The organism is Streptomyces sp. NPDC005722, from assembly GCF_040630935.1.
GTDB lineage: Bacteria > Actinomycetota > Actinomycetes > Streptomycetales > Streptomycetaceae > Actinacidiphila.
In genome coordinates this window covers 107,502-126,562 of the sequence record NZ_JBEXYN010000021.1, presented here as the reverse complement: position 1 = coordinate 126,562, position 19,061 = coordinate 107,502, and the positions used below count along the sequence as shown (strand labels likewise).

The window sequence follows — 19,061 nt, the reverse complement described above, 5'->3', positions numbered from 1 at the left end:
CCGGCGGTCCCGGACGGTGCCCACACCTTGGGCCCGACGCCGCGGGCCGTCAACGCGCAGTTCAGCGTTCGCTTAAGACACCGGCTTCCTGGGCCGGACCGCCTCCGCGGTGTCCCGGACCGGCGGAACGGGTTGCAGCGCACGGCAATTGACGGACCGTCACGCTGTTGGGGGCCTGTTCACACGCCGTACAGCGTGCCGTGGCGTCCCATGAGCCTCCGTTGCCGATCATTCGTTCCTTCCGGGACGGCACTCGGGCAGGGGGACGGGAGTGTTCGACACGATCGCCGACTTCTTCGGCGGGCTGAGCGACGGGCAGATGTGGGCGGGCGCCGTGGTCTGCGCCGTCAGCGCCAGCGTCGTGGCCTTCTGGCTGGACCGCTACCAGGGCTGGCGGCGCATCAGCTGGAGCGAGGTCTACAACGGGCCCATCAACAAGCACATCAACAACCAGCCGCCGCCCGGGATGTGGGAGATCCACTGGCAGGGCCAGCAGATCAGCGAGGGCAGCCTGGTCATCCTGGAGGTCCGCAACTCGGGGGTGCAGACGCTCGAACCGGAGCACTTCCCGGGGCCGCTGACCTTCACCTTCGCGGGCCGGAAGGTCGTGCACTTCAAGGTCCGGGACGCCAACGAGACGCTGGAGACGGCCCTGCGGCCGCGGGTGCCCGCGCAGTCCGCCCCGGTGCCGGCCGACGCCTCCCCAGCCGGCGCCCACCCCGCCGGGGCCACCGCCCACCCCGCCGGGGCCGACTCCGGCCCCGCCGTCCGGCAGTCCGCCGCCGAGGACGCCCTGCCGCGTACGGACACGATCACCCTGCCGCTGTTCACCCTCAACCGGCGCGACCGCTTCCGCCTGCTGGTGCTCCTGGAGGACAGCCGGAACGGCTCCTCGGCCAAGCCGCCCAAGATCACCGCGGGCGGGAAGGTACGCGGCGGGCGCATCAAACGGACCGCGGGCCGGGCCAGGCGCCGGTGGGCGGCCGGCATCGTGGTGATGCTGGTGGCGGCCTTGAGCCTGGGCGCGGGCACCTACGCGAACAACCGGAGCCTCGCGCTGAACGCCACCTGCTCCGGCAGTGAGCTCACCGTGGCCGGGTCGACCGCCTTCTCCCCCCTCGCCCACCAGGTCAAGGAGTCGTACGAGGAACGCTGCACGGGGGCCAGGGTGTCGCTCGAGGCGACCGGCAGCCGCCAGGGACTGGCGAAGCTGCGGGCCACCCCGGCCGACGAGACCATCGCCATGGTGGACACCGTGCCCGGGCAGCCGCCGGAGAAGGGGCTCGACGGCCACCACGTCGGGGTGCTCGTCTTCGCCGTCGTGGCCAACGAGGATCTTTCCGACGACCCTGAGCTGTGGGACCGCGGGCTGACCCAGGAGGAGCTGCGGCAGGTGTTCGCCGGAGGCACGGTGGACGACGCCGACGAGCGGTTCGAGCAGCCGCCCGTGGTGGTCGTCCGCGCGGAAGGCTCCGGGACCCGGGACGTCTTCGAGGAGCGGGTGCTCGGCACGCGCCCCACCACGCCCGCCTCCCCCTGCCCGGTCCCCGAGCGGAGCAATGACGGGGCAGACGGGACCGACGGGGCCGACGGCAAGGGCGCCGCGAACGCCCCGAGGTTCTGCTCCGTCGGGTCCACGATGGAACTGCTGGACTACGTCAACCGCACGAAGAACGCCGTCGGTTACGCCGAGGCCGACGCCCTGCCCTTCTTCCCGCACGTCCGGACCGTCCCGGTCAACGGCACGGCGCCCACGAGGGAGAGCGTGCTCGCCGGCGACTACCCCTTCTGGGCCTCCGAGGTCCTCTACACCCGCGAGGACGCGACCGGGATCACCCGCGCCTTCCTCGACTTCCTGCGCAGCCGCGGCGTCTCCAAGCTCCTCGAGGGCCGGGGCTTCCTGCCCTGCCGGGAGCTGGAGGACTCCCGGGTGGAGGCGATGAAGTGCGGTGACGGCTGACGCGCGCCGACGCGCGGGGGCGGCGGCGGGTCAGCTCCAGAGGGTGACGTGGACGGGCGGCCGGAACTCCGTCAGCGGGACGCCGTTGGAGCGGGCCAGCAGGGCCTGGGTGGCGGCGGGGGTCGTGACGAACCGGCACAGCGCGGCGGCGACGGCGGAGCGGCGGTCCGGGGCGAGCGTGCTCGCGTAGAGCATGCCGTTGACGGGCAGGCCGAGGACGTCGAGGACGACGAGGTGGGAGCGGCGCAGCTCCTCGCGCACGACGTGCAGCAGGGCCAGCGTCACCCCGTCGCCCGCGGCGACGGCGTTGAGCGAGGCGGTCACGCTCGGGAAGGCGGTGGCCTTGGCGGGGTCGACGCCGATGCGGGAGAGGAGGGCGCCGGCGAGGGTGTCGGGGTCCATGCCGGCGGGGCCGAGGAGCCAGGGCTCGCGGCTGAGCCGGCCGGGCGCGATGCGGGACTGCTGCCGCAGCGGGTGACCGGGCGCCGCGACGACGACCAGCTGGAAGCGGAGGAAGGGCACGGACTCGATCGCCGGGTGCGCCGCGGGTGCGGGCCCGATCGTGACGTCGGCCCTGCGGTCCCTGAGGAGTTCGCCGAAGACCCCGACGGGCACCGCGAGGGTGTCGGCGTCCAGGTCGGGCTGGCGCCGCCCGAAGGCCGCGAGCAGGGCGGGGAGCACCTGCTCGGCGCCGGTCTCGGTGGAGGCGACGCGCAGTTGGGCGGTGCCGGCGCTGGCCTGCCGCACCCGGTGGCGGGTCTCCTCGGCCAGGCCGACGATCTCGGCGGCCCCCGCGGCGAGGCGCTGGCCGCCGGGGGTCAGGCTGATGCCGCCGCCGGAGCGGATGAACAGGACGTCGCCCAGTTCGCGGCGGAGCGCCGCGACGGCCCCGGAGACGGCGGGCTCGGTGACGCCCAGCGACTCGGCGGCGGCCTTGACCGATCCCAGCCGGGCCACGGCGACGAAGGCCCGCAACTGCGTGAGCGTCATGGGGACATTACATCTGTTCGAGCGTCAACTGTCGCAGTCCGTATTAACCATTCTCTTCAGTTGCCGTTGACCGGTCCCGTCCGCGGCGCGAGTGTTCCCCCACATGCACCCCGCAACGACCCACACCGTCCACCGTCCGGGCAGGGAAGGAGGGTGCCGTGCAGGTACCCGCTTCGTTCGAGTACCAGCGGGCGCAGAGCGTGGAGGAGGCCCTGGAACTGCTGGGGCGCTTCGGCGAGGAGGCAAGGGTCCTCGCGGGAGGGCACAGCCTGCTCCCCATGATGAAACTGCGTCTGGCCGGGCCGGAGGTGCTCGTCGACATCAACGACCTCACCGAACTCGACCACATCGACGAGACCGGCGGCGAGCTGCGGGTCGGGGCCCTCACCCGGCACCGCACCCTGCTGGAGTCGCCGCTGGTCGGCCGGCACTTCCCGATCATCCACGACGCCGAGCGGGTGATCGCCGACCCGCCGGTCCGCAACCGCGGCACCATCGGCGGCTCGCTGTGCCAGGCCGACCCCTCCGAGGACCTGTCGGCGGTGTGCGCGGCGCTGCACGCGGTGGCCGTGATCCGCGGCGCGGACGGCGAACGCGCCGTCCCCATGGCCGACTTCCACCGCGGCCCGTACGAGACGGCGGTCGGCGCCGGGGAGATGCTCACCGAGGTGCGCTTCCCCGTACGGCCGGGCTCCGGCAGCGCCTACGAGAAGCTGGAGCGCAAGGCCGGCGACTGGGCGGTGGCGGCGGCCGGGGTGGCGCTCCGCCTGGACGGCGGGCGCATGACGCACGTCGGGGTCGGTCTGGCGGCGGTCGGCGCCGCCGGGCTGCACGCGGAGGCGGTGCAGGGGCTCCTGGAGGGCCGTGAGCCGTCGCCGGAGCTCGTCGAGGAGGCCGGGCGCGTGGCGTCGGCGACCTGCTCGCCCGTCACCGACAGCCGCGGGAGCGCGGACTACAAGCGGCACCTGGCCGGAGAACTGACCAAGAGGGCCCTGCGGCGCGCCGTCGCCCGGGCCGCCGCCCCGGCCACGGCCGCGAAGGAGGGATGACGGACGTGCGGATCACGGTGAACGTCAACGGCGAGGACCACACCCGTGAGGTGGAGGCCCGCCATCTGCTCGTCCGCTTCCTCCGTGACGACCTGGAGCTGACCGGGACGCACTGGGGCTGCGACACCAGCAACTGCGGCACCTGCGTGGTGCTGATGGACGGCGAGCCGGTCAAGAGCTGCACGGTCCTGGCCGCCATGGCCGAGGGCCATGAGGTCCGCACCGTCGAGGGGCTGGCGGACGGGGACCGGCTCGACCCGGTGCAGCAGGGCTTCATCGAGGAGCACGGGCTGCAGTGCGGCTTCTGCACCCCGGGGATGATGCTCAGCGGCCGGGCGCTGCTGGACCGCAACCCCGACCCGACGGAGGACGAGGTCCGCGAGGCCATCTCGGGGCAGCTGTGCCGGTGCACGGGCTACCTCAACATCGTCAAGGCCATCCGGTGGGCCGCCGCCCACGAGTCCGCCGGCCGTGAGGAAGCGGGGAGCCAGGCATGACCACCGTCGAGGAACCCGCGGGCCCGGCAGCTCCCGCCGCCGCCGCTCCCGCCGCTCCCGCCGAGGAGCGGCCGATCGGCTTCGGCCGGATGAAGCGCAAGGAGGACCCGCGCTTCGTCCGCGGCAAGGGCCGCTACGTGGACGACGTGAAGCTCCCTGGGATGCTCCACGGGGCGGTGCTGCGCAGCCCCTTCGCGCACGCCCGGATCGTGTCCATCGACACCTCCGCCGCCGAGGCGCACCCCAAGGTGAAGGCCGTGATCACCGGGGAGACGCTGGCCGGGCTCGGGCTGGCGTGGATGCCGACGCTGTCGATGGACACCCAGGCGGTGCTCGCCACCGACAAGGTGCGCTTCCAGGGCCAGGAGGTCGCCTTCGTCGTCGCCGAGGACCACTACGCGGCCCGTGACGCCATCGAGCTGATCGACGTGGACTACGAGCCGCTCGACCCGGTCGTCGACGCCCGCCGCGCCCTCGACCCGGCGGCGCCGGTCATCCGCGACGACCTGGAGGGCCGTACCGACAACCACATCTTCGACTGGGAGGCCGGCGACCGGGCCGCCACCGACGAGGTGTTCGCCGGCGCGGACGTCGTCGTCGAGCAGACGATGCTCTACCCGCGTGTGCACCCCGCGCCGCTGGAGACCTGCGGCGCGGTGGCCTCCATGGGCCCCGTCGACGGCAAGCTGACGCTGTGGACGACCACCCAGGCGCCGCACGCGCACCGCACCCTGTACGCGATGGTCGCGGGGCTGCCCGAGCACAAGATCCGGGTCATCTCCCCCGACATCGGCGGCGGGTTCGGCAACAAGGTCGGCATCTACCCCGGTTACGTGTGCGCGGTGGTCGGCTCGATCGTCACGGGCCGGCCGGTGAAGTGGGTGGAGGACCGCTCCGAGAACCTGATGAGCACCTCCTTCGCCCGCGACTACCACATGACCGGGCAGGTCGCGGCGACCCGCGAGGGGCGGATCCTCGGGGTGCGCGTCAAGGTCCTCGCCGACCACGGCGCCTTCAACTCCACGGCGCAGCCCACCAAGTACCCGGCGGGCTTCTTCCACATCTTCACCGGTTCCTACGACATCGAGGCCGCGCACTGCGAGGTCACCGGCGTCTACACCAACAAGGCGCCGGGCGGGGTGGCCTACGCCTGCTCCTTCCGCGTCACCGAGGCCGTCTACCTGATCGAGCGCATGGTGGACTGCCTCGCCGCCGAACTCGGCGCCGACCCGGCGGAGCTGCGGATGCGCAACCTGCTGCGGCCCGAGCAGTTCCCCTACCAGAACAAGACGGGCTGGGAGTACGACTCCGGCGACTACCCGGCCTGCCTGCGCAAGGCGATGGACCTCGCGGGGTACGAGGATCTGCGCCGTGAACAGGCGGAGAAGCGCGAGCGCGGCGAACTGATGGGCATCGGGCTGTCGTTCTTCACCGAGACGGTCGGCGCGGGCCCGCGCAAGCACATGGACATCCTGGGCCTGGGCATGGCCGACGGCTGCGAGCTGCGCGTCCACCCCACCGGCAAGGCCGTGGTGCGGCTGAGCGTGCAGACGCAGGGCCAGGGCCACGAGACGACGTTCGCGCAGATCGTCGCCGAGGAACTGGGCATCCCTCCCGAGGACATCGACGTCGTCCACGGCGACACCGACCAGACGCCGTTCGGCCTGGGCACCTACGGCTCGCGCTCCACCCCGGTGTCGGGCGCGGCGGCCGCGCTGGTGGCGCGCAAGGTGCGCGACAAGGCGCGGATCATCGCGGGGGCGATGCTGGAGGTGTCCCCGGAGGACCTGGAATGGACCAAGGGCCGCTGGTCGGTCAAGGGCGACCCGGCGATGACCCGGACGATCCAGGAGATCGCCCTGGCGGCGCACGGCGCGCTGGAGCTGCCGGAGGGCGTCGAGGGCCATCTGGAGGCCACGACGGTCTACAACCCGCCCAACCTGACGTTCCCGTTCGGGGCGTACGTCTGCGTGGTCGACGTCGACCCGGGCACAGGCGCGGTGAAGGTGCGCCGGTTCATCGCGGTGGACGACTGCGGGACCCGCATCAACCCCATGATCATCGAGGGGCAGGTGCACGGCGGCCTCGCGGACGGGGTCGGCATGGCCCTGATGGAGTTCATCGGCTTCGACGAGGACGGCAACTGCCTGTCCGGCTCCTTCATGGACTACCTGCTGCCGACCGCGCTGGAGGTGCCGGCCTGGGAGCTGGGGCACACCGTCACGCCGTCCCCGCACCACCCGATCGGCGCCAAGGGCATCGGCGAGTCCGCGACGGTCGGCTCGCCCCCGGCGGTGGTCAACGCGGTGCTGGACGCGATCGGCGTGCGCCACGCCGACATGCCGCTCACGCCCGGCCGGGTGTGGCAGGCGATGCGGCACGGCCAGGTCGAGGCGCCGCAGTGAGCGGGGCCCCGGCGCTGGACGAGCGGATCGCCGAACTCACGGCGCGGCACGTCCCGTTCGTCCGGGCGACCGTGGTGCGCGCCCGCCGCCCGGCGAGCGCGCGCCCCGGCGACACCGCCGTGGTGCTGGAGGACGGCAGGATCGAGGGGTTCGTCGGCGGCGTCTGCGCGGAGGCGACGGTCCGCGCGCAGGCACTGCGGACGCTGGCGAGCGGCGAGGCGCTGCTGCTGCGGATCTCCCCGGAGGCGGCCGAGGAGGACGCCGCCGGAGCGGCGGAGGCCGAGGAGGGGGCGCTGAGCCTGCGCAACCCGTGCCTGTCGGGCGGCGAACTGGAGATCTTCCTCGAACCCCGGCGTCCCGTCCCACGGGTCCTGGTACTGGGCGCCACGCCCATCGCCCGCGCCCTGACCGGCTTCGGCCCCGCCCTCGGCTACGAGGTCGCGGGGCCCCCGGCCGGGGGGTTCGGCGCGGAGGCGCTCGCCGGCGTCCACGCGGTCGTCGTGGCCTCGCACGGGCGCGAGGAGGAGGCCGCGCTGACGGCGGCGGTGCGCGCGGGAGTGCCGTACGTCGGCCTGGTGGCCAGCCCGCGGCGCGGGGCGGCGGTGGTCGGCGGGCTGGACCTGACGCGCGAGCAGCGGGACGCGGTCAGGACGCCGGCGGGCCTGTGGATCGACGCCCGCACACCGGGCGAGGTCGCGCTGTCCATCCTCGCCGAGGTGGTCGCCTCGGTGCGGGGCGGGGACGGGAGGCGGGACCCGGCCGCCGCGGCGGTGCCCGCCGGCGGGCCGGAGGGCGGGCGGGCCCCGGAGGGCGCGCCCACCGCGCTCGACCCCGTGTGCGGGATGACGGTGGCCGCGGTCCCCGGCACCCCGTACTCCGACGCCGGGGGCGAACGCCGCTGGTTCTGCTGCGAGGGCTGCCGCACCGCGTTCGAGGCCGGCCGCGGTGACCACACGGAGGCGCGGTGAGCACGTTCACCGAGCGGCGCGTCCCGGACCCGGCCGGGCTGCGCCGCGCCCTCGACCAACTCGGCTACCTCGCGGACCCCGGACTGGTCACCGCGCTGTTCCTGGCGCTGCGGCTGCCGCAGCCGCTGCTGCTGGAGGGCGAGGCCGGGGTCGGCAAGACGGAGGCCGCGAAGGCGCTGGCCGAGGTGCTGGGCGGACCGCTGGTTCGGCTGCAGTGCTACGACGGCCTCGACGCGGCGGAGGCGCTGTACGAGTGGAACCACGCGCGTCAGCTGCTGGGCATCCGGCTCGCCGAGTCGCGCGGCGAACGGCTGGCCGAGGCCGACCTGTTCACGGAGGAGTACCTGCTGCGGCGCCCGGTGCTGACCGCGCTCACCCATCCGGGCCCGGAGCCCGCGGTGCTGCTGATCGACGAGATCGACAGGGCGGACGACGACTTCGAGGCGTTCCTGCTGGAGGTGCTGGCCGAGTCGGCGGTGACGATCCCGGAGGTCGGCACCGTCCGCGCCGTGGTGCCCCCGGTGGTGGTGCTCACCTCGAACCGGACCCGTGATCTGCACGACGCCCTGAAGCGCCGCTGCCTCTACCACTGGATCGACTACCCCGACCCCGAGCGCCTGGTGCGGATCGTCCGCCGCCGGGTGCCGGGGACCTCGGCGGAACTCGCGGAGGCGATCTCGGCGGCGGTACGGCGGCTGCGCGGCCTGGGGATCCAGAAGGCCCCGGGCATCGCCGAGAGCATCGACTGGCTCGCGGCGCTCGCCCTGCTCGGCGTACGGCGGCTGGACGCGGAGGCCGCCGGGGCGACGCTGGGCACGCTGCTGAAGTACCGGGAGGACCAGGAACTGGTCCGGGAGCGGGGCCTGGAGTGGCTGGTGGGCAGCGGCCGTGACGCCTGAACCGGCGTCCGCGCCGCCGGTGGGGCCGCCGCTCCCGCGGTTCGACACGGCCGAGTTCGGCGGCCGGCTCGGTGAGGCGCTGCGCCGCGCGGGCCTGCCGGTCACCCCCGACCGGACGGTGTGCTTCCTGCGGTCGCTGCGGCTGGTGCCCCCGGTGGACCGCGAGGCGCTGTACTGGGCGGCGCGGCTCGCCTTCGTCACCGACCGGGAGCTGATCGCGCCCTTCGAGGGCGTCTTCGAGGCCGTCTTCGGCGGGCTCGGGGGCCTACCCGCGGAGCGCGGCGACCGCCCCGGCGCCCCGCAGGGCGCCGGCGAGGAGGGCGTGCGGGCCCCGTCACCCGGCGCCCGTACGGCACCGGGCCGGCCCCCCGCCGGCGCGGGTCCGGTACGGGTGGCGGGCACCTCCCGCACCGGGGAGGACGCGGACGGCCCCACGGGGACGGTGCCGACGCTGGGGAGCACCGCGGAGGTCCTCGCGCACAAGGACTTCGCCGCCCTGGAGGCCACGGAACTGGCCGACCTGGACCGGCTGATGGAGCTGATCGCACTGCACACCCCGCTGCGCAGGACCCGGCGCCGCGACGCCGACCCGCACGGCCGGCGGGTGGACCCGCGCCGCACGCTGCGCGCGATCCGCGCGACGGGACTGGAACCCGTGCGCCTGGCCCGGTCGCGCCACCGGACGCGGCGCCGCCCGCTGGTGCTGCTGTGCGACGTCTCGGGCTCGATGGAACCGTACGCCCGTGCCTACCTCAGGCTCTTCCCCCGCGCGGCGGCGGTGGGCGTCGCCGCCGAGGCCTTCGTCTTCGCCACCCGCCTGACCCGGCTCACACCGGTGCTGCGCCACAGCGGGCGGTACGGGGTGGACGCGGCGCTGCGCCGGGCCGGGGCCGCGGCCTCCGACTGGTCGGGCGGCACCCGGATCGGGCACGCGCTGGCGGAGTTCAACGACCGGTTCGGGCGCCGGGGCATGGCACGCGGCGCGGTCGTGGTGATCTTCTCCGACGGGTGGGAGGGCGAGGACCCGCGGGCCGTGGGACGCGAGGCGGCCCGGCTGCGGCGGCTGGCCCACCGTGTGGTGTGGGTCAATCCGCGCAAGGCAGCCCCGGGGTACCGCCCGCTCGCCGGCGGCATGGCGGCGGCGCTCCCCCACTGCGACGCGTTCGTCAGCGGCCACACCTTCGCCGCGCTCGCGGAGGTGGCGGAGGCGATCGGCGGGAGGACGCACCGGGACGGGCAGCGGAGCGCGAACCGCGGGGGAACCCGAACACGCCGAAGTGCGGCGGGAAAAGAAAGGGAATGAGGAAGCGGACGGTGGCCGGGCTGACGGGAAATGAGGTTCCCGGCGGCCCGGCCACCCGTTCTCACCTTCGTTCGCGGGTATTTCAGTCCCGGTATTCGCGGGAATCGCGGTACGGGTCGTCCTGACCGCCTCCGAATGCCTCGAAACGCGAGGCGGGTGCCGGGACGTGATAAGTCGCCGGCGCCGCGTGGCGCGGGGCTTCGGGGGCCGGACGGTTCTCGTGCGGAAGGGGCGTGAATTCCTGCCGCGGCGCCGTCCGGGCGTTCCCGGCGGCCGCGACGGGGTTGACCAGGACGGCGAAGAGGACGAGCAGCACCTCGATGCCGAGGCCGATGATGAGCGGCGCGACGAGGGCGATGCCGGTGACGCCGTCCCTGCTCGCGATGCCGGTCACGCTCCGCACCGTGACGGCCGTCATCCCCGTGTAGTGCATGCCGCTGATGGCGATCGCCATCACCAGCGAGGCACCCACCGTCGCGCGGGGCCCGGTCACCCGCAGGGTGAACCACAGCGCCGCGGTGGCGGCCACCACCGCGATGACCAGGGAGAGCACCACGAGCGCGGTCGTGTAGTCGAAGGTGCCGGGGAAGCGCAGGGCGGCCATGCCCAGGTAGTGCATGGCGGCCACGCCGATCCCCGCGCCGACGCCGCCGACGAGCAGCCCGCCCCAGGAGCGCCTCAGGCCGGCGACCAGCATGCCGACGCCCACGATCACCACCGCCACGACCAGGCTGAGCACGGTCAGCGGCACGTCGTAGCGGAGTTCCACACCGTCGACGGAGAAGCCGAGCATGGCGATGAAGTGCATGCCCCAGATGCCCGAGCCGAGCGTCAGCGCCCCGGCGGCCAGCCACGGCCAGCCCTTGCCGAGACCGCGCGCGTGGAAACGGGCGGCGCAGGCGAGTCCGAGGCCCGAGCCCACCGCCGCCATGACGTAGGCGAGCAGGGGGTAGAAGGCGTGCGAATACAGATGTTGTTGGTGCCCCACGATTGAACTCCCCACCTGGCACGGACGGCGGGCGTCATGAGCGCGGACCGGGCCGGCACCATTGCCTGCTGTCCCCGTCGGCACGCCGTCCAGGAATGCGGCACCGGACGATCCCGCAGGGAATGACTGCGTGGACCTCACCCGTACGGCCGATGCTTGAACCTTATATTAAGTTCTCCGCGGTGTCGCGCAACCACGAAAACGGAAACGTCGCGTTCCTGCCCGGACAATTCTCGCCGACCGGAATTCGCCTCGAACTCCCCACCGGAATCCGGACGTTGGCCTCGACGTCCGGCCGCCCGGCCGCTCTTCCGGAGTCCGTCCGCGGTTCAGGGCCGCGCGCGGTGCCGGAGGGTGCTCGCGTACGCGCGCAGGAGGGTGAGCAGGGCGGGGCCCAGCGGACGCGGCGCGGGCCGCCGGGCCAGCGTCGCGCCGGCGCGCTCCGCGCCGCGCAGCCGGTGGCCCTGGAGCGTGATGAGGGCGCGCACCATGGGCCGGTTGGGCCCGGGGACGAGGTCCACCAGTCCGCGCGCACCGGCGAGCCCCGCCCGGACCAGCCCGGCCTGCTCGCGGACGAGGGCGGCCACCGACGCCGGATCGGGGTCCCGCTCCAGCGCCGCGCGGTCCAGGCCGTGGCGGGCGAGCGCGTCCTCGGGGACGCCCAGCCGCCCCTCCGCGAGGTCCTCCGCCATGTCCTCCAGGAAGTCCAGGCGCTGGGCGGCCTCGATGAAGGTACGGCAGGCGGCGCGGTAGGCGTCGAAGCCGCCGTCCGGCGCGAGCAGTCCCGCGACCAGGAGGAAGGCGGGCAGCGAGTACGCGTCGACGTAGGCCTGGAAGTCGTCCTCGGTGGCGAAGCCGCGCCACTCGGCGTCGGCGGGGGCGGCGACGAGGTAGTCCGCGACGATGCCGCGCAGCACCGGCCGCCGGGTGAGGGTGTGCGCGAGGGCGCGCGTCAGGGCGTCCGCCGGGTCGGCCCCGGCGAGGGCCGCCCTGACCTGCTCCTCCCATGCCCCGAAGGCACGGCGGCCGTCCGCACCGCGGTCCAGGAGGTTGTCGCCGTGGTGCATGAAGGCGGTGGCCGCGAGGGCGTCGGGGACGAGCGGCGCCGGCAGCAGCAGCCGCACGGCCGCGTACGAGGCCCGGTCGAAGCCCGCGACCACGCCGCGTTGCGCGGTGTACGCCTCGCGCAGGGCGGGGTCGGTGATGCCGGCCCGGTCGAGGGTCTTCCGCCAACTGGTCATCGCGCCGCCCCACTCCCGTCGTCCGCCGGCCGGACACCACCGATGATCACCCAAACGCAGAAAAACCCGCAAACTCACTGGCGTGATCCCGCCGCACCCCCGCTGACCTGCGCCACCACCCTTCCGGGAGCGGGCAGAAACAGGCGTACTCCGCCCTTGTACGGGCTGACCGCCCCGCTCCCCCCGGCGGTATAAATCTCGGGCGGGCAGAAACGGGCGGCCGATGCCCGAACGGCCATGACGGAACCGGGACCAGGGAGGTGCGGCCATGCGCGGCGACGAACGGCAGCACAGGATCCTCGCGCTGGTGCGGCAGGCCGGACGGGTGGAGGTCACGGCGCTGGCCGCGGACTTCAAGGTGGCACCGGAGACGATCCGCCGCGACCTGAGCGAGTTGGAGCGGCGCGGACTCGTCCGCCGTACCCACGGCGGGGCGTACCCCGTGGAGAGCGCCGGCTTCGAGACCGACCTCGCCCGCCGCGAGACCCACCAGGTGGAGGGCAAGCGCCGGATCGCCGCGGCGGGGGCGAAGCTGCTCGGCGAGGCGGAGACCGTCTTCGTCGACGAGGGCTACACCCAGCAGTTGCTGGCGGCGCTGCTCCCCACCGACCGGCCGCTGACCGTGGTGACCGCCTCGCTGCCGACCGCGGCGGCGGTCGCCCAGTCCCGCGAGACCACCGTGCTGCTGCTCGGGGGCCGGGTACGGGGCCGCACCCTGGCCACCGTCGGCTCCTGGGCCACCCAGATGCTTTCCTCCTTCGTCATCGACCTGGCGATCATGGGGGCCAACGGCATATCCCGCGACTTCGGCCTGACCACCCCCGATCCCGTCGTCGCGGACGTCAAGGCGCAGGCGGTGCGCTCCGCGCGGCGCCGTGTCCTGGTCGGGATCCACACCAAGTTCGGCGCCTCGAGCTTCTGCCGGTTCGCGGAGATCGGCGACTTCGAGACGATCGTCACCGACACGGGCCTGCCGGCCCCCGAGGCCCACCGCTACTCGCTGCTCGGCCCGAACGTCATCCGCGTCTGACCCACCGCACCTCCGTCCAGCCTGCGCGCGAGCCGCCGCAGGTCGCCCCGGCACACCCCGAAGCGCCCGGCACGCCGGCGCGCCGCCGGGTTCCCCCTCACAGGAAGGCCTCCCCATGCCCAGGACCGACACCGACCGCGGAAGGGCGCCACGGCGCCGCCCCACCGTCCCGCTCACCGCACTCGGGGCCTGCGCGGCCCTGCTCGCCACCGGCTGCGCCGGGGCGGGCGGCAGCGGAGGGGACGACGGGGGCGGCGGCGCCTCCGTGAACGTCCTGATGGTCAACAACCCGCAGATGCTGGACCTGCAGAAGCTGACGGCGTCGGACTTCACCAAGAGCACCGGCATCAAGGTCAACTTCACCGTGCTGCCGGAGAACGACGTCCGCGACAAGATCAGCCAGGAGTTCTCCAGCCAGGCCGGCACCTACGACGTCGCCTCCATCAGCAACTACGAGGCGCCGATCTACGGCAAGAACGGCTGGCTGGCCCCGCTGGACGACACCGTCGCCAAGGACCCCGGCTTCGACCAGGCGGACATCCTCCCGTCGATGCGGGAGAGCCTGACCGGCGCCGACGGCAAGCTCTACGCCGAGCCGTTCTACGGCGAGTCGTCGTTCCTGATGTACCGCAAGGACCTGTTCGAGGCGAAGGGCCTCACCATGCCCGAGCGGCCCACCTGGCAGCAGGTCGCCGGCCTCGCGGCGAAGGCGGACGGCGCCGAGTCCGGCATGAAGGGCATCTGCCTGCGCGGACTGCCCGGCTGGGGCGAGGTGATGGCGCCGCTGACCACCGTCGTCAACACCTTCGGCGGGACCTGGTTCACCAAGGACTGGCAGGCGCAGGTGAACGCTCCCGCCTTCAAGGAGGCGACGAAGTTCTACGTCGACCTGGTCCGCGAGCACGGCGAGGCGGGCGCGCCGCAGGCCGGCTTCGCCGAGTGCCTGGGCGCCTTCCAGCAGGGCAAGACCGCCATGTGGTACGACGCGACCTCGGCCGCCGGGATCCTCGACAGCGCCGACTCCCCCGTCGCCGGCAAGGTCGGCTACGCCCCGGCGCCCGTGGTGAAGACGGACAGCTCGGGCTGGCTGTACACCTGGGCCTGGGGCATCCAGAAGGCGAGCAAGCGCCAGGACGACGCGGCGAAGTTCGTGGCCTGGGCGTCCGGCAAGGGGTACGAGGAACTCGTCGGCAAGAAGCTCGGCTGGGCCCGCGTCCCCGCAGGCAAGCGCACCTCCACCTACGAGAACGCGGACTACCTGAAGGTGGCGGGCCCGTTCGCCAAGGCCACCGAGGAGGCCATCGCGGGGGCCGACCCGCGCGACCCCGGCGTCCAGCCGCGGCCCACGCTCGGCATCCAGTTCGTCGACATCCCCGAGTTCCCGGACCTGGGCACCAAGGTCTCGCAGGAGATCGCCTCGGCCATCGCCGGGCGCACCTCGGTGGACGCCGCGCTGGACAAGTCCCAGCAACTCGCGGAGAAGGTCGCCGCCCAGTACCGGAACGGGTGATTCGGCCATGAGCGGTACGTCGAGCACCGTGACCGAGGAGGTGCGCGGCCGGGCGGCGGTCCGGGCGGTGCCCGCCCGCGCCACGGGCCCGGGCCGGGCCGCCGCGTGGGCCCGCCGGGCACCCCTGATGCCGGCGCTGGTGTTCATGGTGGTCGTCACCCAACTGCCCTTCGTGGCCACGTTGGTGATCTCCTTCATGGACTGGAACGCGCTCTACCCCGACCGGCGCGGCTTCACGGGACTGACCAACTACGCCGACGTTTTCGGCGACGCCGACCTGCGGGCGTCCGTGCTGACCACCGTCTGGCTCACGGCCGGCGTCGTCCTCGTCAGCCTCCTGCTGGGACTGGGCCTGGCCCTCCTGCTCGACCGGCGCTTCCGCGGCCGCGGGCTGGTGCGGACCCTGCTGATCGCGCCGTTCCTGCTGGTCCCGGTCGCGTCGGCGCTGCTGTGGAAGCACGCCCTCTACAACCCCGAGTACGGGCTGTTCAACGGCGCGCTGACCTGGCTGTGGCAGCTGTTCGGCAGCGAACGCCCGCCGCAGCCGGACTGGATCACCTCGATGCCGCTCGGGGCGATCGGGGCGTCGCTGGTGTGGCAGTGGACCCCGTTCATGATGCTGATCCTGCTCGCCGGGCTGCAGAGCCGCTCCACGGAGGCGGTGGAGGCGGCCCGGGTGGACGGCGCGAACGCCTGGCAGGTCTTCCGCTTCCTGACCCTGCCCCACCTGCGGCGCTACCTCGAACTGGCCGCGCTGCTGGGCTCGATCTACATCGTGCAGAACTTCGACGCGGTCTTCACCCTCACCTCGGGCGGCCTGGGCACCGCGAACCTGCCGTACACGATCTACGAGTCCTTCTACAAGGCGCACGACTACGGACGGGCGTCGGCGGCCGGCGTCGTCGTGGTCGCCGGGACCATCGTCGTCGCCACCCTCGCGCTGCGCCTGGTGTCGACGCTGCTGAAGGAGGAGTCCTCATGAGCGCCGTGGCCGCGCCCGGTGTCCGCAGGCGTCGTTCCGGCTCCCTGTGGGGGCTGGTCGCCTGGGCCGCCGCCGTGCTGTTCGTCCTGCCGATCGCCTGGATGGTGCTGACCTCGCTGCACAGCGAGACGGACGCCGCCACCAACCCGCCCTCCCTCGGCGCCGGGCTCACCCTGGACGGCTACCGCGAGTTCTTCGGCGCCTCGACCGGCGCGAGCCCCTGGCCCGCCCTGGTCAACTCGGCCACGGCGAGCCTGGTCTCCACCCTGCTGGTGCTGGCGCTGGCGGTACCGGCCGCGTACGCGCTGTCGATCCGGCCCGTCCGCACGTGGTCCGACGTGCTGTTCTTCTTCCTGTCGACGAAGATGCTGCCCGCGGTGGCCGGACTGCTGCCCGTCTACCTCGTGGCGCAGGACCTCGGGCTGCTCGACAACGTCTGGCTGATGGTCCTGCTCTACACCTCGATGAACCTGCCGATCGCGGTGTGGATGATGCGGTCCTTCCTCGCCGAGATCCCGGTGGCGATCCTCGAGGCCGCCGCGATCGACGGCGCCGGGCTGCCGGCCGTCTTCCGCCGCATCGTCATCCCCGTCTCCGCCCCCGGCATCGCCGCCACCTCGCTGATCTGCTTCATCTTCAGCTGGAACGAGATGCTCTTCGCCCGGGTGCTCACCGGTGTCCGCTCGGTGACCGCGCCGGTCTTCCTCACCTCCTTCGTCACCAGTCAGGGACTCTTCCTCGCCAAGGTCTGCGCCGCGGCCGTCGTGGTGTCCCTGCCCGTCCTCGTCGCCGGATTCGCCGCCCAGGACCGCCTGGTCCAGGGCCTGTCACTGGGAGCCGTCAAGTGAAGGCAGTCGTCATCGCCGAGCCCGGGAAGATCGAGCTCGCCACCGTCGAGGACCCCGCCCCCGGGCCTCGTGACGTGGTGGTCGCGGTCGCGGCCTGCGGGCTGTGCGGAACCGATCTGCACATCCTGCAGGGCGAGTTCGCACCGACGCTGCCGATCGTGCCGGGCCACGAGTTCGCCGGGGAGGTGGTCGCGGTCGGCTCGGCCGTCACGGAGGTGGCGGTCGGCGCCCGGGTCGCCGTCGACCCTTCGCTGCACTGCGGCGAGTGCCACTACTGCCGCCAGGGCCGCGGCAACCTGTGCGAGCGGTGGGCCGCGATCGGGGTCACCGAACCGGGCGGCGCCGCCGAGTTCGCCGTCGCGCCGGTCGCCAACTGCGTGGTGCTGCCCGACCACGTGGCGACCGCCGACGCCGCGCTGATCGAGCCGCTGTCCTGCGCCGTGCGCGGCTACGACGTGCTGCGCGCCCGGCTCGGCGCCCATGTGCTGATCTACGGCTCGGGAACGATGGGCCTGATGATGCTGGAGCTCGCCAAGCGCACGGGCGCCGCGAGCGTGGACGTCGTCGACGTCAACGCCGAACGGCTCGCCACCGCACGGCTGCTGGGCTGCGACAACACGGCCGCCTCGGCCGAGGAGATCCTCCGCCCGCGCGGCTGGGAGGTCGTCGTGGACGCCACGGGCAACGCCGCCGCGATCCAGGACGGGCTGCAACGGGTCGGCAAGGGCGGCACCTTCCTGCAGTTCGGGGTCGCCGACTACGCCGCCCGCGCGGTCATCGAGCCGTACCGGATCTACAACCAGGAGATCACCATCACCGGCTCCATGGCCGTCCTGCACAGCTACGAGCGGGCCGCCGAACTCTTCGCCGCCGGGGTGCTCGACCCGGGGGTGTTCATCAGCGACCGCTTCCCGCTCGCCGACTACCCGCACGCCATCGAACGCTTCAAGGCGGGCATCGGCCGCAAGATCCTGGTGCAGCCGTGACCGTGCCCGTGACCGCGCCCGGCACCCTGGTCGCCGGCGAGGCGCTGACCGACGTGGTCGTCGGGCCCGACGGGACAGCGCGGGCCCACCCGGGCGGCAGCCCGGCCAACACCGCGCTCGGGCTCGCCCGGCTGGGGCACCCGGTCACCCTGGCCACCCGCATCGGCCGGGACCCTCACGGCGACGCGCTGGTGGAACGGCTGACGCAAGGTCGGGTGCGGCTGCTGCCGGGGTCGGTCGTCCACGCCCCCACCTCCACGGCCAGGGCCGAACTCGACCGCGACGGCAGCGCCGCGTACCGGTTCGACATCGTGTGGGACCTGCCCCCGGTCGGACCGTCCGACGTGCCGGGGCACCTCCACACCGGTTCGATCGCCACCGCGCTCGAACCGGGCGCCGGACGGCTGCTCGCCCTGGTCGCGGCGGTCCGGCACCGTGGGCACACCGTCTCGTACGACCCGAACCTCAGACCCGCGCTGCTCGGCCCGCCGGAGACCGAACGCCCGCGCGTCGAACGGCTGGTGGCGCTCGCCGACGTGGTGAAGGCCAGTGAGGAGGACCTCCGGTGGCTGCACCCGGGACGCGATCCCGCGGAGGTCGCGGCCGGCTGGGCGCGCCGCGGTCCGCGCCTGGTCGTCCTCACCCGGGGCGCGGCGGGCGCCGAGGCCCACTGGGGCGCGGACGGAAGGCACCGCGTCGCCGGCCACCAGGTGCGCGTCGTCGACACGATCGGCGCCGGTGACGCCTTCATGGCGGGCCTGCTCGCCGGCCTCCTCTCCGCCGGGCTGCTCGGCGGGACGACGGCCCGGCGACGGCTGCACGCGGCCGAGGAGGCCGGTCCCGTGCCGGAGGCGGTGGCCGGTGCCCTGGAACTCGCCGCGCGGGTCGCGGCTCTGACCTGCGGGCGCGCCGGTGCGGACCCGCCGTTCCTGGCGGAGGTGGCGCCCGCCGTGTGATGATCCGGCCGACGGCACTCCCACGCACCGAGGGGCGGTACGACGATGTGGCCGCCGGTCGACGGAACGCGCTCCATGGAACCGGGCACACCCGACGCGCTGCGGGACGAGCTCGACTCCGCGGTCCACGCGGGCCGGAGGACCGCGACGACCGGGCTGCTGTCCGAGTACGTCGGGGAGACCGAGGGCCTGGAGTTCGTCAACGAGCGGCCGGCCCTGCCGGACCGGGGGAGCCGCTGCGTCGGCGTCATCGCGGTCGGCGGCGTGGAGGTGACGTCCTTCGCCGAGGTGACGTGGGAGCACGCCGCCGCCGAGGGCGAGGGCGACGCCTCCCTCGCCGACTGTCGCGCCGGGCACCGCCGTTCCCGGGAACGGGCGGGCACCCCCGTCGAGGACGCGACGCGCGGGGTGCGCCCGGCGTTCCGGCTCGTCACGGCGGGCGGCTGAGC

At 73.8% G+C, this 19,061-nt stretch carries 17 protein-coding genes; 14 read left to right on the top strand and 3 right to left on the bottom strand.

Annotated elements, in window-relative coordinates:
* Window positions 1-271: 271 nt before the first annotated feature.
* A complete protein-coding gene (locus ABZ479_RS23735; protein ID WP_500463449.1) occupies window positions 272-1,960 on the top strand; it encodes a substrate-binding domain-containing protein in 1,689 nt (562 codons plus the stop codon).
* Between the two features lie 30 nt (window positions 1,961-1,990).
* Here ABZ479_RS23735 and ABZ479_RS23730 read toward each other — a convergent pair whose 3' ends face one another.
* Entirely contained in the window at window positions 1,991-2,950 is a 960-nt protein-coding gene (locus tag ABZ479_RS23730; protein WP_499602895.1) for a LysR family transcriptional regulator, read from the bottom strand.
* A gap of 158 nt (window positions 2,951-3,108) precedes the next feature.
* Here ABZ479_RS23730 and ABZ479_RS23725 point away from each other — a divergent pair, with 158 nt between their 5' ends.
* From ABZ479_RS23725 to ABZ479_RS23700, 6 genes are read left to right on the top strand one after another with little or no spacing between them, the layout of a single operon-like run.
* Complete coding sequence (locus ABZ479_RS23725; protein ID WP_500463448.1) at window positions 3,109-3,999, top strand: FAD binding domain-containing protein; 891 nt, start codon at window positions 3,109-3,111, stop codon at window positions 3,997-3,999.
* A complete protein-coding gene (locus ABZ479_RS23720) occupies window positions 3,996-4,496 on the top strand; it encodes a (2Fe-2S)-binding protein (protein ID WP_499602898.1) in 501 nt (166 codons plus the stop codon). Before ABZ479_RS23725 ends, ABZ479_RS23720 begins: the two co-directional genes overlap by 4 nt.
* Window positions 4,493-6,901 carry an aerobic carbon-monoxide dehydrogenase large subunit gene (locus ABZ479_RS23715; RefSeq protein WP_500463447.1) on the top strand — a complete coding sequence of 803 codons (2,409 nt, stop codon included), beginning with the start codon at window positions 4,493-4,495 and terminating at the stop codon, window positions 6,899-6,901. Before ABZ479_RS23720 ends, ABZ479_RS23715 begins: the two co-directional genes overlap by 4 nt.
* Window positions 6,898-7,869, top strand: coding sequence for an XdhC family protein (locus ABZ479_RS23710; RefSeq protein WP_500463446.1), 972 nt, complete (start codon window positions 6,898-6,900; stop codon window positions 7,867-7,869). The genes ABZ479_RS23715 and ABZ479_RS23710 overlap by 4 nt, the downstream gene beginning before the upstream one ends.
* Window positions 7,866-8,768, top strand: a complete 903-nt coding sequence (locus tag ABZ479_RS23705) for an AAA family ATPase (protein WP_500463445.1) — start codon at window positions 7,866-7,868, stop codon at window positions 8,766-8,768. Before ABZ479_RS23710 ends, ABZ479_RS23705 begins: the two co-directional genes overlap by 4 nt.
* Entirely contained in the window at window positions 8,758-10,071 is a 1,314-nt protein-coding gene (locus ABZ479_RS23700) for a vWA domain-containing protein (RefSeq protein WP_500463444.1), read from the top strand. The genes ABZ479_RS23705 and ABZ479_RS23700 overlap by 11 nt, the downstream gene beginning before the upstream one ends.
* Window positions 10,072-10,153: 82 nt before the next feature.
* Here the strand turns inward: ABZ479_RS23700 and ABZ479_RS23695 are convergent, their stop codons facing one another.
* Together ABZ479_RS23695 and ABZ479_RS23690 are read right to left on the bottom strand one after the other, a co-directional pair.
* A complete protein-coding gene (locus ABZ479_RS23695) occupies window positions 10,154-11,059 on the bottom strand; it encodes an MHYT domain-containing protein (RefSeq protein ID WP_500463443.1) in 906 nt (301 codons plus the stop codon).
* 329 nt (window positions 11,060-11,388) lie between these two features.
* Window positions 11,389-12,300: a squalene/phytoene synthase family protein gene (locus ABZ479_RS23690; protein WP_500463442.1), complete on the bottom strand. Its 912-nt coding sequence runs from the start codon at window positions 12,298-12,300 to the stop codon at window positions 11,389-11,391.
* A gap of 268 nt (window positions 12,301-12,568) precedes the next feature.
* Here ABZ479_RS23690 and ABZ479_RS23685 point away from each other — a divergent pair, with 268 nt between their 5' ends.
* From ABZ479_RS23685 to ABZ479_RS23655, 7 genes are all read left to right on the top strand, one after another.
* Complete coding sequence (locus ABZ479_RS23685; protein ID WP_500463441.1) at window positions 12,569-13,330, top strand: DeoR/GlpR family DNA-binding transcription regulator; 762 nt, start codon at window positions 12,569-12,571, stop codon at window positions 13,328-13,330.
* Window positions 13,331-13,445: 115 nt separating this feature from the next.
* Window positions 13,446-14,840 carry an ABC transporter substrate-binding protein gene (locus ABZ479_RS23680; protein ID WP_500463440.1) on the top strand — a complete coding sequence of 465 codons (1,395 nt, stop codon included), beginning with the start codon at window positions 13,446-13,448 and terminating at the stop codon, window positions 14,838-14,840.
* A gap of 7 nt (window positions 14,841-14,847) precedes the next feature.
* Window positions 14,848-15,822, top strand: coding sequence for a carbohydrate ABC transporter permease (locus ABZ479_RS23675; protein ID WP_500463439.1), 975 nt, complete (start codon window positions 14,848-14,850; stop codon window positions 15,820-15,822).
* The gene (locus ABZ479_RS23670) at window positions 15,819-16,670 is read left to right on the top strand and encodes a carbohydrate ABC transporter permease (protein WP_500463438.1); all 852 of its coding nucleotides are present in this window, start codon (window positions 15,819-15,821) and stop codon (window positions 16,668-16,670) included. Before ABZ479_RS23675 ends, ABZ479_RS23670 begins: the two co-directional genes overlap by 4 nt.
* A complete protein-coding gene (locus ABZ479_RS23665; RefSeq protein WP_500463437.1) occupies window positions 16,667-17,656 on the top strand; it encodes a zinc-dependent alcohol dehydrogenase family protein in 990 nt (329 codons plus the stop codon). The genes ABZ479_RS23670 and ABZ479_RS23665 overlap by 4 nt, the downstream gene beginning before the upstream one ends.
* Complete coding sequence (locus ABZ479_RS23660; RefSeq protein WP_500463436.1) at window positions 17,653-18,612, top strand: carbohydrate kinase family protein; 960 nt, start codon at window positions 17,653-17,655, stop codon at window positions 18,610-18,612. The genes ABZ479_RS23665 and ABZ479_RS23660 overlap by 4 nt, the downstream gene beginning before the upstream one ends.
* A 75-nt stretch (window positions 18,613-18,687) precedes the next feature.
* Window positions 18,688-19,059 carry an ASCH domain-containing protein gene (locus ABZ479_RS23655; protein WP_500463435.1) on the top strand — a complete coding sequence of 124 codons (372 nt, stop codon included), beginning with the start codon at window positions 18,688-18,690 and terminating at the stop codon, window positions 19,057-19,059.
* Window positions 19,060-19,061 lie beyond the last annotated feature (2 nt).

Bases quoted from the DNA above. Each gene is read 5' to 3' on its own strand.
- ABZ479_RS23715 (WP_500463447.1), top strand. From the start codon at position 4,493: ATGACCACCGTCGAGGAACCCGCGGGCCCGGCAGCTCCCGCCGCCGCC.
- ABZ479_RS23685 (WP_500463441.1), top strand. From the start codon at position 12,569: ATGCGCGGCGACGAACGGCAGCACAGGATCCTCGCGCTGGTGCGGCAG.
- ABZ479_RS23730 (WP_499602895.1), bottom strand. From the start codon at position 2,950: ATGACGCTCACGCAGTTGCGGGCCTTCGTCGCCGTGGCCCGGCTGGGA.
- ABZ479_RS23655 (WP_500463435.1), top strand. From the start codon at position 18,688: ATGGAACCGGGCACACCCGACGCGCTGCGGGACGAGCTCGACTCCGCG.
- ABZ479_RS23670 (WP_500463438.1), top strand. From the start codon at position 15,819: ATGAGCGCCGTGGCCGCGCCCGGTGTCCGCAGGCGTCGTTCCGGCTCC.
- ABZ479_RS23720 (WP_499602898.1), top strand. From the start codon at position 3,996: ATGACGGACGTGCGGATCACGGTGAACGTCAACGGCGAGGACCACACC.
- ABZ479_RS23690 (WP_500463442.1), bottom strand. From the start codon at position 12,300: ATGACCAGTTGGCGGAAGACCCTCGACCGGGCCGGCATCACCGACCCC.
- ABZ479_RS23680 (WP_500463440.1), top strand. From the start codon at position 13,446: ATGCCCAGGACCGACACCGACCGCGGAAGGGCGCCACGGCGCCGCCCC.
- ABZ479_RS23675 (WP_500463439.1), top strand. From the start codon at position 14,848: ATGAGCGGTACGTCGAGCACCGTGACCGAGGAGGTGCGCGGCCGGGCG.